This window comes from Novilysobacter longmucuonensis (genome assembly GCF_046600735.1).
Classification (GTDB): Bacteria; Pseudomonadota; Gammaproteobacteria; order Xanthomonadales; family Xanthomonadaceae; genus Novilysobacter_A; species Novilysobacter_A longmucuonensis.
Genome location: NZ_JBJMAW010000003.1, coordinates 233,408 through 249,534, shown reverse-complemented (window position 1 = coordinate 249,534; position 16,127 = coordinate 233,408). Strand labels below are relative to the sequence as shown.

Genomic DNA, 16,127 nt, shown 5'->3' with positions numbered 1-16,127 from the left:
CGATGGAAATCGAGCTATCGCGCCTGTCCGGTTTGCGTTCGCGCCCATGGGGCGCTCCTACAGAGTAGCGGCGGCCGGAGTGCGGCGGTGCGGGCGTAAAGCGGAGCTTGCTCCGCTGCGGTTCGGTGGGTGCGCGCAGCGTAGCGTGGATGCGCAGCCGAGCACGCGGCTCTACAGCATCATCGAGCGCTTTTGTAGGAGCGGCCCATGGCCGCGATGGAAATCGAGCTATCGCGCCTGTCCGGTTTGCGTCCGCGCCCATGGGGCGCTCCTACAGGGGCGGCGCAGCCGCTAGGTTCGAGTTCAGGCCGCCTGCGCGATCGCATTGCCGACCAGGGTCTCGATGGCTTCGAGATCGGGTACGAAGGCATCGTCCTGGTTGAGCATCACCCGGGACTGGACGCCCTGGGGCAGCGCCTGGTCGCTGTTGTCGACGACCAGGCCGTCGCGCGACACCGTGACCAGGCGCGGGAAGCCCTGGGTCAGCATCGCGAAGTACGGCGCCTTGGCATCGCCGCCGAGTGCCTTCAGCACGATGACCTTGCTGCCGAGCCCGGCCTGCTCCGGGCCGATCCCGGCCAGCTGCGAGAACGCGACCAGCGGCAACTGCCAGCCACGCCAGCGGATGCGGCCGAGCAGCCAGTCCGGGGCGGCCTCGCCAATCGGTTCCGGCGGCGCGTACGACAGCACCTCGGCGATGGTGGCATTGGGCAGCAGCAGGCGCGCACCGGCGATCTGGATCAACACGCCGCGGATGTCGGCGGTCGGCGGCGGCGCAGCGGGAGCGTGCGCAGCGGGCGTGGTCGTGCCCGAGGCGGTCGGCTGGCGGGGCGCTTGCGGGTTTTTCTTGTTGTGCTTGGGCATCTGCAGGTCCTCAGGCCGGCCAGCGCTGCGTCAGGCGCTGCGCCAGTTCGGCCGGTTGTCCGGTGTCGCCGCCGCGCGCGGCCAGTTCGGTCGGCGCCGCGGCGTCGTAGCAGCCGTCGGGAGACTGTCCGGCGACGAGGGCACCGGCGCTGCCGTGGTTCATCACCGCCTCGACGTCGGCTGGATCGCTGCCGCTGAGCAGCACGATTGCGCTGTCGCCATCGACCAGGTTCGACAGCACGTCGCCATCGTCACTGAAGTGCAGCCCGTCGGCCGACGCGCTTACGCCCAGTTCCGGCGGCATGATGTAGACGGTGCCGGCGAGTGCCGGCAGGCCCGACTCGGCCAGCTCGACCGGCAACGACGTCGCCCGCTGCATCTGCGCGACCAGTTTGTCGTAGCGGCCGCCATCGAGGCGCTGGCGCACCAGCACCGGGCGGGAAAAACCGGCGGGCAGCGCACCGAGCAGCTGGCGCACCGCGTCCGGCCCGCCGATCCCGGCCATCACCAGCACGGCGCCGCACGCCAGCACCGCGTCACGCGGCTGTTCAGGGCCATTCGCGGGAGTGTCGTCGACCAGTTCCAGCGACGAGATGCGACGCTCCAGGTCGGTCAGGTCACGCTGGAACTGCGGCGAAGGCGCCTCGCGCGACGCCGGGGCGTCGGGAGACTCGACCTCCAGGCTCAGCCGGCTGTCGAATGCGCCCAGCGCCACGGCATCCTGCGCCTCCAGCGCGGCGGCGAGTTCGGCTTCCAGGTTGTCCCCGTCAGCGGCGGTCGCTTCGTTCGGGAAGGCTTGGGCCGTCGCCTCGGCCAGCATCGGGTTGAACGCCGCGTCGAACTCGACCTCCTCCGTGGCGGGATCGGGCGCTGCGCCCTCCCCGTCGGCTTGGCTGATGGCGACGTCGAAGTCCTGGAACTCGTAGTCCGAGGCTTCGGCGTTGAGCGGATCGAACGCGGAAAAATCGGTGGCTGCCGTGCCGTTGGGCGCGGCATCGGCATCGAAGCTTGCAGGCTCGGTCTGGTCGAAGTCCGAGCCACCCCCATCGGCCGCATCGGTGGCCAGCGCCCCGGTGGGCGAAGCCGGCGCCGCGGCATCCGCCTCGCGGCGGGCGCTTTCCGGTGCCGGCCCGGCACCGGGCGGCAGCACGTCGGCGTGGCCCTGCAGCTTGGCGACCAGATGCCGCATCCAGCGTGCCGCGTCCCAGCCGTCCCGCGCCGCGGCGAGATCGGCTTCCTCGTAGATGACGTCGATGGCCGGATCGCCCAGCACCGCGTCGAAGCGTTCGAGCACGTCCTCGGTGGCCGCATCCAGCGCAACCAGCACCACCTGCGGCTCGGCCGCCAGCAGTTCCGGCGTGTCGAGCTGGGTCGGGTCGGCGTGCAGCACCCGGATCACGCCCGCCGCGGCCAGCGCTTCGCCCAGGCGGTCGCTGGCCGGTCCCGGGCGCGCCAGCAGGGCAACGCGGCGGGGCTCATTGTTCATGGCGACTGGCCGTCATGGCGAAGCGTCGTCCTGGCGCACCGTGATACCGAGCAGGTCATAGACATTGCGCATCAACTCCGGCTCCTGGTAGGGCTTGCCGAGGTAGCGCTCCACGCCGATCTCGAAGGCGCGCTGGCGGTGCTTGTCGCCGGTGCGCGAGGTGATCATCACGATCGGCACGTTGCGCAGGCGCGGGTCGGCCTTCATCGTCGTGGCCAGCTCGTAGCCGTCCATCCGCGGCATCTCGATGTCGAGCAGCATCAGGTCTGGCACGACATCGGTCATGCGCTCGAGCGCGTCGATCCCGTCCTTGGCGGTGGCGACCTCGAAGTTGTGGCGCTCCAGCACGCGGCCGGTGACCTTGCGCATGGTCACCGAATCGTCGACTACCATGACCAGCGGCACCGGGCGCGATTCGGCCGCCGCGGCAGGCGCCGGCACGTGGTCGCGCGGCAGCGAGGCCTGGCGGCGCACCAGCGGTGCGACGTCCAGGATCACCACGACGCGGCCATCGCCCATGATCGTGGCGCCGAAGATGCCCGGCACCGAGGCGACCTGCGGGCCGACCGGCTTGACCACGATCTCGCGGTTGCCCAGTACCTGGTCGACGCTCACCGCCGCACGCAGGTCACCGGAACGGATCAGCAGCACCGGCATCTGCAGGCTGCCCTCGGCCTTGGCCGGCGCGTGGCCGACCAGGCGCCCGAGGTCGTGCACGGCATAGTCCTCACCGCCGTAGCTGTAGTTCGGCGCGTCGCCGCCGAGTTCGTCGCGGGCGATGCGACCGACGCCGCGCACCGAAGCGATCGGCACAGCGAAGCTGGTCTCGCCGATCCTGACGAACACCGCCTGGGTGACCGCCAGCGTCTGCGGCAGGCGCAGGGTGAAGGTGACGCCCTGGCCCGGGGTGGAGTGGATGTCGAGGGTGCCGCCGAGCTGGCGCACTTCGCTGGCGACCACGTCCATGCCGACGCCGCGGCCGGACAGCCGGCTGACTTCGTCGGCGGTGGAGAAGCCCGGCTCCAGGATCAGCGCGTCGAGGTCGTGATCGGCCAGGATCGCACCGCTGCGGACCAGGCCGCGCTCCTCGCCGCGGCGGCGGATGGCGGCGCGGTCCAGGCCGCGGCCGTCATCGCCGACCTCCAGCACCACCTCGGAGCCTTCGCGGCGGACCGCGATGCGGATCACGCCCTCCTCGGACTTGCCGGCCTGCTTGCGCTGAGCCGGGCTTTCCAGGCCGTGCGCGACCGAGTTGCGCAGCATGTGCTCCAACGGCGCGGTCATGCGCTCGAGCACGTTGCGGTCGAGCTCGCCCTGGGCGCCGTCGAGCTTGAGCTGGACGTGCTTGCCCAGCTCACCGGAGGCCTGGCGGATCACCCGGCGCAGGCGCGGCAGCAGCGCGTCCAGGGGCACCATGCGCGTGCGCATGAGGCCTTCCTGCAGGTCGGAACTGACCCGCGACTGCTGCAGCAGCAGGGTTTCGTACTGGCGCGTCAGGTCGTCGAGCGTGAGCTGCAGGCTGTTCTGGTCGGCCGCCGATTCCGACAGCGCGCGCGAAAGCTGCTGCAGGTTGGAGAAGCGATCGAGCTCGAGTGGATCGAACGCCTGCTCGCCGTCGTCGCCTTCGCGCTGGTAGCGCGCGATGATCTGCGCTTCGGTCTCGATTTCCAGCCGGCGCAGCTGATCGCGCATACGCGTGTTGGTCGCGCCCATCTCCGAGATCGCACCGCGGAATGCACCGAGCTGCTGCTCCAGGCGGGCGCGGTAGATCGCCACCTCGCCGGCATAGTTGACCAGCCGGTCGAGCAGGTCGGCGCGGATGCGGACCTGCTCCTGCGGGGCGCGAACACCGATGTCGTCCTCGTCGTCGCCGGCGGCGTCGCCCATCGGTGCCGACAGCGGCCTGAGATCCTGGGGCGCGGCCGGCTGATCGCCCGCAAGCGCAGCGGCCGAAACCGCAGCCGGGCTGACCACGCCACGCGAGCGCGCGTCGAACTCGGCGATCAGCGCCTCAGGCATGGCGATCGCCAGACGCTCGCCGACCCGGGTCAGCATCGCGTGCAGGCGGTCGAAGCCGCGCTCGAGCAGCGGGATGCCGTCATGGCCGAGCTCACGGCGCTGGTCGACCACCGCTTCGAGCAGCGACTCCATGACGTGGCCGAGTTCGCCCACCGGCATGATGCCGGCCATGCGCGCGCCGCCCTTGAGGGTGTGCAGGTCACGCTGCAGGCCGACCAGTGGCTCGCGCTCGGCCGGCGCCTCGCGCAGCTGCGCAAGCAGGCCGTCGGAATGATCCAGCAGGTCGCTGCCTTCCTCGACGAAGATATCGACCAGCTCCGGATCGAGGTCGCTCAGGTCGAGCGCTTCGTCGGGGTCCTGTTCGGTGGCGATCGCCAAGGCCAGCAGGCTGGCGGCGGCATGGTCGAGCGCCTGCACCGGCTCGATTGCCTCGGCCGGCGCGGTCGGCGCGGTCGTGTCGTCGTCGGCCGTGTCTTCAGCGTCGGCAGGCGAGGTCTCTGTCGCTGGCTCGACATCGCTATCGGCAGCAGCATCGGACTGGTCGGCGGCCGCGGCGGCGGCTTGTTCGCGCGCCAGGCGGTCGGCCTCGGCGTACTCGGCTTCCAGCCGCTCGTATTCCAGGCGCTCTTCTTCGGCGAGGCGCTCGGCCTCGGCTTGAGCTTGCTCGGCTTGAGCTTGTTCGGCTTGGGCCTTCTCGGCTTCGGCGCGTTCGGCCTCTATGCGTTCTGCTTCGGCTTTTTCCGCCTCGACCCGTTCGGCTTCGGCACGCTGGGCTTCGGCCTTTTCCGCTTCGACCCGTTCGGCCTCGATGCGCTCGGCTTCGGCCTTCTCCGCTTCGATCCGTTCGGCCTCGGCCTGCTCGGCTTCGATACGATCGGCTTCGGCTTTTTCCGCCTCGGCGCGCTCGGCTTCGGCCCTGGCTTTCTCGGCTTCGGCTTCGGCCTCGACGCGCTGCGCGTCGATCTGTTCGGCCTGGGTTTCTTCGGATGCGAGCGGCTCGTCTCCGGCGTTTTCCTGCGGCGTCTGTGGGCTCTCGGCTTCCCCGTTCGCGTCGCCGGAGACCGGCGCGGATGCGAGGCCGTCGGCCAAGTCGGTGAACGCGCTCAGGTCGAGCGCGGTCAACGCCGGTGAGTCTTCCTGCGGCGCCGCGTCCCCGGATGGTTCCTGCTCGTCCTCGTAGGGTCGCATCGCGCGCGCGTCGGGCAATTCGTCGCGCAGCGCCGCCATGCGGTCAGCGAGGCCTTCGAACACCGGCACCCGCGGATTATCGGACTGCAGCGCGCTCAGGGTGCGCTCGATGGCCGCCGATACCGCGGCCATCGCGGCCACGCCCTCGATGCTGGCGGGGGTGCCGGCCGCCAGCAGGCGCTTGACGTAGGCTTCGGTCGGCCCGGTGATTTCGGTGATCACCGGCACTTCGGTCATCGCGAAGGCGCCGTTGAGCGTGTGGATCGCGCGTTGCAGGCGGTCGTCGGCCGGACGCGGCGCGACCTGTGCGGCGGCGAGCCACTGCTCGATCGTGGCCAGGTGGCCGTTGACCTCGGTGCCGAGGATTTCCAGCAGCACCGGGTCGACCGACGCCGGCACGCCGGGGAGGTCCTCGGGCGCAGGCGCATCGGCCTGGTCAGCGGCCTGCTCCGCGGTGTCGGGCGCGTCTGCCGCGGCCTGCTCGCCATCCGCGGCGGCCGTATCGCCATCGGCCACGCCGGTTCCCTCGTCGGGAAGCCCGGGTTCTGCCGCCACCGGCTCGGGCGGGGTGTACAGCACTTCTTCGCCGGCGGCCAGGCGGTCGGCAACCGCCTGGATCCCGGCCAGGTCGGCGCTGATCGAAGCGCTGCCATGCAGTGCCGCATGCAGCTGCGGCAGGACCTGGTGGGCTTGCCCGACCAGCGCGATCACCGCCGGCGATGCGCCGCGCGTGCCATCAAGCACGCGGTTGAGCATGTTCTCGACCTTCCAGCTGAACTCGCCCAGGGTTTTGGCGCCGACCAGCCGGCCGCTGCCCTTGAGCGTGTGGAACACGCGGCGGATCGGGCGCAGCAGCTCGGCGTTGTCCGGTGCGGCACGCCAGGGCGGCAGCATCTGGCCGAGATTGGCGATCTCCTCCTCGAGTTCTTCCAGGAAGACCTCGCGGATCTCGTCGTCAATGTCGTCGCTGTGCTCAAATCCGCCGGCGGCGGGCTGTGCAGTGCCGGGCATCAATTCCGCCGTCGGCGCGGGTTCGGCGGGCGCGGGCTTGGGCGTCGCCGGTTGTTGCGGCGAAGCGACCGGCGTGGCTGCATCGCCGGAACTGCCGGGCGAAGCGCTGTCGACCGTCGGTGCTTGCGACGGCTCGATCTCGGAGAAATCGCTGCCGCGCGGAATCTCCGTGACCGGCTCGTGGGTCTCGCCAGCGGTGTCCGGCACCGGCCAGTAGCCCAACGACTCCAGGCTCTGGCGGGCGATGTCGAGGATCCGGGCGCGGTTCGGGCGCTGCTCGCGCACCGCCTCGAGGTAGTACTCGATACTGGCCAGCGCATCGGCGATGGTGTCCAACTGCTGTCCGTTGGGCACGCGCTTGCGGGCGATCAGCTCGACCTCGGCATAGCGCTTGATGCCGACCAGGTACTCCGCCGGTTGCGGCAGCTCGATGATGCGCAATGCGCCGCCAACCTCATCGAGCAGGCGGGGCACGTCGGTCAGCTCGGCGTGGTCCCAGTTGGTCTCCACGAACGCCACGAACGACTGGCGCGCGTCGCCGAAGTTGGCGATCGCCTCGCGCACGACCACTTCCAGCACCTTGCGCGATTCACCGGCCAGCAGGTCCTCGTCGGCCTTGTCCTCGGGCAGGCCCAGGCGCGAGACCTGGTCGTCCAGCGAGGCGTCGACGTAAAGCAGGGCGCCGGCCACGTCGAGCAGCGCGCTTTCGTCAGCGGCGCGCTGGCCGGAGACGATCTCGTGCATCGCGTCGCGCTGCTGCTGCACCACGCCACGCGCGATGCCCAGGCCCATCATGCCGAGGGTGTCGCCGACGCGGTCCAGCGCCTCGACCTGCGGACGCAACTCGCCGATGTCGGTCTGGTGGGTGCGCAGGTACAGGTCCAGCGCGTCCTTGACCCGCAGCAGGTCTTCCTTGATCGCGGCCGAGACGGTGTCGAGCAGCGCGCGGTTGCGGCCGCTGAGGCTGCCGCGGGCATGCTCGATCTCCGATTCGCTCGGCGCCTGCACACTGAGGTCGAAGGTCTGGCGCAGATCGTCCAGCGCCGGATGCCCGCCGTCGCTGTGGGCGACGTGGTAGAGCAGTTGGCGGGTCGGCTCGGCCGCCGGTTCGCTGCGCGGGCCGCTGAAATCATCGCCCTCGAGCATTTGCCGGGCTTCGCGCTCGACGCCGCCGAAGGCCTGGCGCAGCGCACGCGTCGCCGGCAGGGCGCCGTCGCGCAGTGCGCCGGCGACCGACGAGGCCACCCACAGCATGCGCCGCAGCGGCTCGACCGAGACGTCGGCCAGCATGCCGTCGACCGCCGCGGCCAGCCGCGCCGGGTCGGCCGGCGCGCCATCTTCCGGCCACGCCGCCAGCGCCGCGCGGAAATCGGCCAGGTGCGGCGTGGTTGCCGGCGCCATCGCGCTCGGCACTGGCGCCGGCAGGTGCGCGGGCAACGGCCGGTCCAGGTTCGGCGCGAACAGCACGCTTTCGTTCAGGCCCGATTCGCCGCGGGTCGCGCGTAGCTCGTTGAGCAACGGCAACAGCACGATCGGAATGTCGCGGTGCCCACCCTGCAGGCGCTCCAGGTAGTCGGGCAGCTGCACCACGCCGCGCATCAGCACCGCGCAGGCGTCGTCGCGTCCGCCGACCTCGCCGTGCTGCAGCGCCAACGCTAGGCGCTCCATCTCCTCGGCGACCATCGCCGGGGCGTACAGCTCGACCATGCGCAGCGTGCCGTGCACCTGGTGCAGGTGGCCGGCGCAGGCGCGCATGCGCGCGCCGTCGGACGGGTTTTCGGCGAACGCCTCAATCTCCTCGCGCGCCTGGCGCAAGGTCTGGTCGAGCTCGGGCTTGATCCAGCCGAGCGTGGTGGTGTCGATGGCATCGCGCATCACGGTCATCGCGCTGCTCCGCATGCGGTCAGTCGCCCGCGATGCGGGCTGTCAGTCGGCGGCTGCGCCGCCTGCAAATAGTGAGTAAAAACATTCACTGAACTGGAATCCACTGACTGACCGACTGAACCTACTGACAGCGCCGAAGGCGCGATTGATTACTCACAGCGCCGCAGGCGCGACTGACTGCCTCCCGGGCGCCGCCGGCGCGACTCCCCGCCCCTCACGCCGGCAGCTTGAAGTCGGCAACCGAACGGCGCAGGTCGGCGGCCAGCTGCGCCAGGTTTCCGATCGACTCGGCGGTCTGGTTGGCACCCTGTGTGGTCTGGGAGGTGATCTGCTGGATCGTGTGCATGGTCTGGGTGATGTTGGCCGCGGCGCCGGACTGCTGCTGCGCCGCGGTCGAGATGCCTTGAATCAAACCGGACAGATCCGACGACACCTTTTCGATCTCGCCCAGCGCGGTACCGGCGTCCTCGGCCAGGCGCGCACCGGCGACCACTTCCGAGGTCGTCTGCTCCATCGAGCTGACCGCTTCGTTGGTATCGGACTGAATGGTCTGCACCAGCGTCTCGATGCGCTTGGTCGCATTGGAGGCGCGTTCGGCCAGGCGCTGCACTTCGTCGGCCACGACCGCGAAGCCGCGACCGGCTTCACCGGCGGAGGCCGCCTGGATCGCGGCGTTCAGCGCCAGAATGTTGGTCTGCTCGGAGATGTCGTTGATCAGTTCGACGATCGAGCCGATCTCCTGCGAGGACTCGCCCAAGCGCTTGATGCGCTTGGAGGTTTCCTGGATCTGGTCGCGGATGCTGTCCATGCCCTGGATGGTCTGGCGCACCACGCCGGCGCCCTTGGTGGCGATCTGCACCGAGCGCTGCGCCACCTCGGCCGACTCGGCCGAGTTCTTCGACACCTGGTCGATGCTGGCGGCGATTTCGCTGATGCGCCCCGACGCGGAGGAGATTTCCTGCGCCTGGTGCTCGGCGGCCTCGGCCAGGTGCATGGCGGTGGCCTGCGTCTCCTGCGCGCTGGAGGCGACCTGCACCGAGGTGTCGGTGATCGTCTGCACCAGGCTGCGCAGCTGCTCGACCGCGAAGTTGATCGAGTCGGCGATCGCGCCGGTCATGTCCTCTGTGACGGTGGCCTTGACGGTGAGGTCGCCTTCCGCGAGCGAACCCATTTCGTCCAGCAGGCGCATGATCGCCTCCTGGTTGCGGTCGTTGAGTTCCTTGGTGGTCTGGTAGCGCTTCTGCTGGGCGCGGTTGAGCGAGACCAGCAGGCCGGCGATCGCCAGCAGTCCGAGCGCACCGGAGATCAGGCTGATCCACAGGTTGCCCAGGATGCTGGTGTCGCGCAGCGAGCCGAATGCGGTGAAGGCATCGAACACGCGCTCGGCGTCGGCCAGCAACTGGTCGGAGCCGACCGTGATCGCATCGGCGGCGGCCTGGGCGCGGAACAGGTTCTCGGCGGTCGCGAGGATCGCGTCGAGGTCCTCCTTCATGTCCAGCCACAAGCTCTCGGCCTGGCCCAGCGCGGCCACCGCGTTGGCGTTGCTGAGCGCGGTCACGCCGAGCGACTCGTCGCCCTCGCGCAATCCGGCCAGCACGTTGCCGAACACGGCCGCGTCGCGCATCAGGCCTTCGCCCGCGGCCGCGGCGCCGGGGCCACCGGCGCGGATCTCGGTCAGGCGGCGATCCATGGTGCCCGACAGCACGACCTGGCGCAGCGCGTAGTAGACCTGCGAGGACGGCGAACCGCTGGTCGACATCGCGCGGACCAGCTCGTCCAGGCGCGCCTGCAGCTGCGGCACCTGGTCGGCGAAGCTTTCGGCGTTGCCGGCCAGCGCCATCACCGCACGCTCGCTGGCGATCACCTGTTCGGCGTTTTCCCCGAGGTCGACCCAGGTGGTGCTCACGGTCTCGATCGGGTCGGCCACGCCGGGCTCGGCGCCGAAGTCGCTGTTGAGCTGGCTGACCGCCTGGTCGATCTCGGCCTTGGTCGCCTTGAACGCGGAGAAGGCCTCGGCATCGCCGGCGGCGGCCTCGCGGCCCTGGTTGGCGAGCTGCTGCGAGAACACGCGCAAATCGGAGGCCGCGCTGCTGGCACCGCCCAGGCGCGCGGCTTTCCAGGTTGCGTAACCGGTGTTGAGGCCGAACACCAGCACCGCCAGGCCCAGCACCACCAACCAGGTGTTGACGCCGAGGTTGCGGACCTTGCCGGCTGCGGAATTCATCTCAGTGCTCATGTTCGACCTCGGTGTGATGCGTTTGCGGCAGAGGGTTTATTGATCGGGCGCGATGAAGGCTTACGCCGCGGCTTGTCGGAATTCGGGCGTACGGGCGAGCCGCTCGAGGCTGAACACCCCCCACGGCTGGTCCCCCAGGCGGTAGGCCCGGTCGATGAAGTGGGTGTAGCGGCCGGCGGCGAGTTGTTCGGCTTCGACCTGCTCGTCTGAGATCTGCTGCTGCTCGTTGAAGCTGCGCTGGCCGAACAGTTCGTCGATCAGCACCGCGACGTCGCCACCGGGCTGGCGCACCAGCAGGATGCGCTGGCCGTCGTGCAGCACCGTGCGCTCGCCTTCGAGGAACTGCTTGAGGTCGACGATCGGCAGCAGGTTGCCGCGCACGTTGGCCAGGCCCAGCATCCATGGCTGCGCGCCTGGCACCGGGGTGACCTGCGGCAACGGCAGGATCTCGCGCACCTCCTCGAAGCCCGAGGCCAGCCGGCGCTCGCCGATGCGGTAGCCGACGCCGCGCCACAGGCCCGGCGCATCGAGCTGCTCGGGCAGGCCGGCGACATGCGCGAGGCTGCGGCGCTCATAGTCCGACAGCACCTCGAAGGGACTCATGTGCTGCGTCACCGTGCGTTCCACGCCCATGAAAGCGGCCCCGGCATCGTCAATCGCCCAGCAGGTCGTTGATGCGTGCGATCAGTTCGTCTTCGCGCGGCGGCTTGACGATGTAGTCCTTGGCGCCCTGGCGCAGCCCCCAGGCCTTGTCGGTGTCCATGCCCTTGGTGCTGACGATCAGCACCGGGATCGCCTTGGTGTCGGTGTCGCGCGACAGCGCCCGGGTGGCCTGGAAGCCGTTCATGCCCGGCAGGATCACGTCCATCAGGACCAGGTCGGGCTGCTCTCGGCGACAGGTCTCGATGCCGTCCTCGGCACTGCCCGAGGCCATGACCTGGTGGCCATTGCGCTCGAGCAGTTGGGTCAGGACCGCCGTGTCAGTCGGCGAGTCCTCGATCAGAAGAATGCGTGCCATTGGATGCCTTGCCCCCCGGTCAGGCGTTGCGTACGCCGTCGGATACGTGCGTGCGGATCGCGCCGAGGAGTTCCTCGCGCGTGAATGGTTTGGTCAGGTACTGCTCGGAGCCGACGATGCGGCCACGCGCCTTGTCGAACAAGCCGTCCTTGGACGACAGCATGATCACCGGCGTGCTCCTGAACAACTGGTTGTTCTTGATCAGCGCGCAGGTCTGATAGCCGTCCAGCCGCGGCATCATGATGTCCACGAAGATGATCTGCGGCTGCTGGTCGGCGATCTTGGCCAAGGCCTCGAAGCCGTCGGTGGCGGTAGCCACGTCGCAGCCTTCGCGCTTGAGCAATGTCTCGGCGGTACGACGGATCGTTTTCGAGTCATCGATGACCATGACCCGCAAACCGTCGAGACTGCCGCTGCGGCTCTCGTCGAGCATTCAGAATTCCCCTGGTGCGGTCGCCACTCGTTGGTGGCGTTTCGCGATGGTGCCTTTATTCCAAGCTGCACGCACGCTGTCAAGCACGGCGTGCCGTATCGCGATTGTGAATGCGGCAACCAGCACCCGTCCGCCGCCGGCGCGACTGCGGCTGTCGCAAAGGGTCGCAAAGAGGCGCTTTGTGACCGCGGCAGCCGGCCCACGCAAGCGGCGTGCCCCCGGGGCGCGCGGCGCATCGGCCACGGAGTCCCGTCCGGCCCGCCTGCTACCATCGGCGTAGCTTTCCACCACGGCTCGCCCATGCCGCTCGACATCGTCGTCGTGATGGATCCGATCGGCTCGATCAGGATCGCCAAGGACTCCACTTTCGCGATGCTGCTCGAAGCGCAGCGCCGCGGTCACCGCCTGCACTACGTGCGGCCCGGCGGGCTCGGACTGCGCGATGGCGCGGCGATGGCCTGGACCGCGCCGCTGCGGGTGCGCGAGGACGCCGAGGGCTGGTTCGAGCTCGGCCCGATGACCCAGGTCGCGCTTGGCCACGGCCACGTCGTGCTGATGCGCAAGGACCCGCCGGTCGACGCCGAATACATCCACGACACCCAGATCCTCGGCATCGCCCAGCAGGCCGGCGCGCGGGTGGTCAACGACCCGCAGGGATTGCGCGACTACAACGAGAAACTGGCCGCGCTGCTGTTTCCGCAGTGCTGCCCGCCGACCGTGGTCACCCGGGACATCGCCACGCTTAAGGCCTTCGTCGGCGAACACGGCCAGGCGGTGCTCAAGCCGCTGGACGGTATGGGCGGGCGTTCGATCTTCCGCGCCAGCCGGGGCGAAGCCAACCTCAACGTGATCCTGGAGACGCTGACCAATGGCGGTCACAGCCTGGCGATGGCGCAGCGCTACATTCCCGAGATCACCACCGGCGACAAACGCATCCTGCTGGTCGACGGCGAACCGGTGGACTACTGCCTGGCGCGTATTCCGCAGGGCGACGAGTTCCGCGGCAACCTGGCCACCGGCGGCCGCGGCGAAGGCCGCCCGCTGAGCGAGCGCGACCGTTGGATCGCCGCGCAGGTCGGCCCGGAGATGAAACGCCGCGGCATGGTGTTTGTCGGCCTGGACGTGATCGGCGACTACCTGACCGAGGTCAACGTCACCAGCCCGACCTGCATCCGCGAACTCGATGCGCAGTTCGGGCTGAATATCGCGGGCGATCTGTTTGATGCGATCGAGGCGCGGCATCCGGGACCGGGGACCGGGGACCGGGGACCGGGGAAAGAGCAAGAGCAAGCGCAGCACCTGCCGCCGGATGCGATGCGACCGGATCACCACGAATCCGCTTTTCCGGGTCCCCGGTCCCCGGTCCCGGGTCCCGACGCGCGCGCATGAACGCAGCCGCGGCGCCCCCAGCCATCGGCGAAAACCAGCGACTGACCGCCACCCTGGTGCTGTCCTTGCTGGTGCACGGCGTGCTGCTGCTCGGTGTCGGGTTTGCGCTGGACAGCGCCGCGCCGGTGATGCCGACGCTCGACGTGATCCTGACCCAGACGCAGAGTCCGCTCACCCAGCAGCAGGCCGACTTTCTCGCCCAGGCCAGCAACCAGGGCGGCGGCGAGCACGACCAGAGCAGGCGGCCGCGCTCGCCGCAATCGGGACCCGCGCCACAGGCCGAGCCCGGCATCGCGCCGCGACCGCTGCGTGCGCAGTCACCGCTGCCGCAACCGCCGCCGCAGGCACGCATCATCAGCAGCACGCGCGGTGAGGCGCTCACGCCGACGCCCCAGGCCACGCCGACCCCGAGCGAGCAGCTTCTGCCGCCGGGCCGCGAGAAGATCGAGCGCGACATGGCGATGGCGCGGCTGGCCGCCGAAATCCACCTGCGCTCGGAGCAGTACGCCAAGCGGCCCAAGCGCAAGTTCGTCTCGGCCAGCACCCAGGAATACGCGTGGGCCGCCTACCTGCGCGACTGGGTGACCCGGGTCGAGCGCGTCGGCAACCTTAACTACCCCGACGAGGCTCGCCGCCGCCGGCTTGCCGGGCAGGTCGTGATCAGCGTGGCGATCCGCCGCGACGGCAGCGTCGAAAACGCACAGATCGTGCGCTCCAGCGGGATCGCGCTGCTGGACGCCTCCGCGCTGCGCATCGCGCGGCTGGCCGAACCCTACCCGCCGCTGCCCGAGACCCAGGACGATCCGGACATCCTGCACGTGACCCGGACCTGGAGCTTCCTGGCCGGTGGCGAGCTGGTCGACGAGTAGTAGGCGCGACAGGGCCGGACACCGCGTCCTCGGCTATCGCCCGCCAGCGGACGGCACTCCAACTACATGCCCGGCAGCGCCTCGCCCGGATCCTTCGTATTGTTCATATCGAAGGTCAGGCGCTCGGTCAGCGGCGCCGGCTGGTTCGCCTTCATCGCCTTGATCTGTCGGCCGTACTCCATGCGCGCCTCCTCGACCGAGCGTCCGTCCATGGCGACATCGTGAGCCAGGTTCAAGGCCAGGAAATTGGCGGCTTCCTTGTCGCAGCGGGCTGAGGCTTCGCCAGTCGTACGCTCGACCACGACGCTGCCATCGAATTGCGCCAGCTCATCGTACTTATCCAGCGGCGCCTCGAAGTCGACCCATTGCTGCAGCACGTCGGGATGCGGCATCGGGAAGTCGTGCTGCACTTCGTTGCGGTAGACGACGGTGCGCTTCCAAGGCCCGGTCTCGCCCCAGATCGCGCTGTCGGCGGTGACTGCGGCCGGCGGACCATAGGTGTCGGTCATGAACTCGATCGCCTTGCGCGACGACTCCGGCCAGCCCTGCGTCATCTGCTCGACCTGCGCCGGATTCATCCGACCCTGCGCGCCGCGCTCGTCGCTGCGCCCTTGCGCCATCGAATGGGAGGTCGAGGCGAGCAGGAACGCCGATACAAGCAGGGCCACGGTTTTCTTGGTGTGCATGATGTTCTCCTGAAGGTTGGTTCCCCTTCGATCAGGCTGCACGAACCCGCGATAAGCCGACGTGACCGCGCGGTGCAGGCCGCGTGTGCAGGCGCCGCCGCTTTGCCGGCAGGTGATCGCACATCAGCGCTAAGCAATCATTCAGTACGTACTGCGCTAACGACGCGAACGCAGCACCCGCTGCTCCTCGAGCGTCAGCGCGACCTGGTTGCGCAGGTACGCCGGTTCGATCCGATCGGGCGCCACTGCGGTGCCGTGGGCGAACGCCGCCGCGCCCAGGCGCGCGACAGCGGCCGCGTGCGGCAGCGCACTCGGCTCGATCGAGGCGAAATGTCCGCAGTGCCGCCGCAGCAATCCGTCGGCCGCGGCAAAGCCGGTGCCGCGGCCGTGCCATTCGCCTTCGCTCGGCACCGGCACGCCGTCCGGCGCGTGGATGCCTTCTTCGCCGATTGCCACGGCGCTGCCGTCCCGCACTGCGAACGCACCGTGATAAACCTCGCCCATGCGTGCGTCGATCGCGGCGAGGACGCGATGCTCTGCTCCGACTTCTCCCGCCGCCGGAAGCTGGCGCGACGCGGCGAGCGCGGCCAGCGTGGAGACTGGCACCACCGGCTTGTCGAGTGCCAGCGCGATGCCTTGCGCAACCGCAATCGCCAGCCGCACCCCGGTGAAGGCACCGGGGCCGCGGCCGACGGCGATCGCATCAAGTTGCTTTTTGCCGATGCCGGCTTCGGCCAGCAGCTGCTCGGCCCACGGCAGCGCCAGTTCGGCGTGGCGGCGCGGGGCGATCTCGAAGCGCTCGCGCACCTCGCCGTCGAGCCACAGCGCGACCGAGCAGGCTTCGGTGGCAAGTTCGAACGCGAGCAGTTTCATCGGCGGAATGGTCGGTTGGCGGGACGGGACTCGGGACTCGGGACTCGGGACTCGGGACTCGGGACTCGGGACTCGGAAAGGCTAAACCAGCCTGGCCCCGAGCGGCGCAGGCCAGGTTGAAGGCGGGAAGCAGATCCTTCGCTGCGCTCAGGACGACAGTCCGGAGACCGG

General features: G+C 69.6%; 10 protein-coding genes and 1 pseudogene. 2 read left to right on the top strand and 9 right to left on the bottom strand.

The window, feature by feature from the left end; all coding sequences use genetic code 11:
- Positions 1 to 303 precede the first annotated feature (303 nt).
- The 7 genes from ACJQWM_RS05135 to ACJQWM_RS05105 all read right to left on the bottom strand — a co-directional run bounded on the left by ACJQWM_RS05135 (position 304) and on the right by ACJQWM_RS05105 (position 12,139).
- Positions 304 to 864, bottom strand: coding sequence for a chemotaxis protein CheW (locus ACJQWM_RS05135; RefSeq protein ID WP_332702565.1), 561 nt, complete (start codon positions 862 to 864; stop codon positions 304 to 306).
- A gap of 10 nt (positions 865 to 874) precedes the next feature.
- On the bottom strand, positions 875 to 2,350 hold the full coding sequence (locus ACJQWM_RS05130) for a chemotaxis protein CheB (RefSeq protein ID WP_332702567.1): 1,476 nt from the start codon (positions 2,348 to 2,350) through the stop codon (positions 875 to 877).
- 12 nt (positions 2,351 to 2,362) lie between these two features.
- Positions 2,363 to 8,452, bottom strand: coding sequence for an Hpt domain-containing protein (locus tag ACJQWM_RS05125; protein ID WP_411306704.1), 6,090 nt, complete (start codon positions 8,450 to 8,452; stop codon positions 2,363 to 2,365).
- 214 nt (positions 8,453 to 8,666) lie between these two features.
- Positions 8,667 to 10,688, bottom strand: coding sequence for a methyl-accepting chemotaxis protein (locus tag ACJQWM_RS05120; RefSeq protein ID WP_332706943.1), 2,022 nt, complete (start codon positions 10,686 to 10,688; stop codon positions 8,667 to 8,669).
- Between the two features lie 60 nt (positions 10,689 to 10,748).
- Positions 10,749 to 11,291: a chemotaxis protein CheW gene (locus ACJQWM_RS05115; RefSeq protein ID WP_332706940.1), complete on the bottom strand. Its 543-nt coding sequence runs from the start codon at positions 11,289 to 11,291 to the stop codon at positions 10,749 to 10,751.
- Between the two features lie 49 nt (positions 11,292 to 11,340).
- Positions 11,341 to 11,706, bottom strand: a complete 366-nt coding sequence (locus ACJQWM_RS05110; RefSeq protein WP_332706937.1) for a response regulator — start codon at positions 11,704 to 11,706, stop codon at positions 11,341 to 11,343.
- Between the two features lie 19 nt (positions 11,707 to 11,725).
- A complete protein-coding gene (locus ACJQWM_RS05105) occupies positions 11,726 to 12,139 on the bottom strand; it encodes a response regulator (protein WP_332706934.1) in 414 nt (137 codons plus the stop codon).
- Between the two features lie 300 nt (positions 12,140 to 12,439).
- On the opposite strand from ACJQWM_RS05105, the pseudogene gshB reads away from it, so the two are divergent.
- Both gshB and ACJQWM_RS05095 read left to right on the top strand, forming a co-directional pair.
- A pseudogene (gene gshB, locus ACJQWM_RS05100) lies at positions 12,440 to 13,375 on the top strand (glutathione synthase); the annotation flags it as partial.
- Positions 13,376 to 13,524: 149 nt separating this feature from the next.
- A complete protein-coding gene (locus ACJQWM_RS05095) occupies positions 13,525 to 14,397 on the top strand; it encodes an energy transducer TonB (RefSeq protein WP_332706931.1) in 873 nt (290 codons plus the stop codon).
- A 62-nt stretch (positions 14,398 to 14,459) separates the two neighbouring features.
- Here the strand turns inward: ACJQWM_RS05095 and ACJQWM_RS05090 are convergent, their stop codons facing one another.
- Positions 14,460 to 15,083: a hypothetical protein gene (locus ACJQWM_RS05090; protein ID WP_332706928.1), complete on the bottom strand. Its 624-nt coding sequence runs from the start codon at positions 15,081 to 15,083 to the stop codon at positions 14,460 to 14,462.
- A gap of 156 nt (positions 15,084 to 15,239) precedes the next feature.
- Entirely contained in the window at positions 15,240 to 15,956 is a 717-nt protein-coding gene (gene tsaB / locus ACJQWM_RS05085; RefSeq protein ID WP_332706925.1) for a tRNA (adenosine(37)-N6)-threonylcarbamoyltransferase complex dimerization subunit type 1 TsaB, read from the bottom strand.
- Between the last annotated feature and the right edge of the window lie 171 nt (positions 15,957 to 16,127).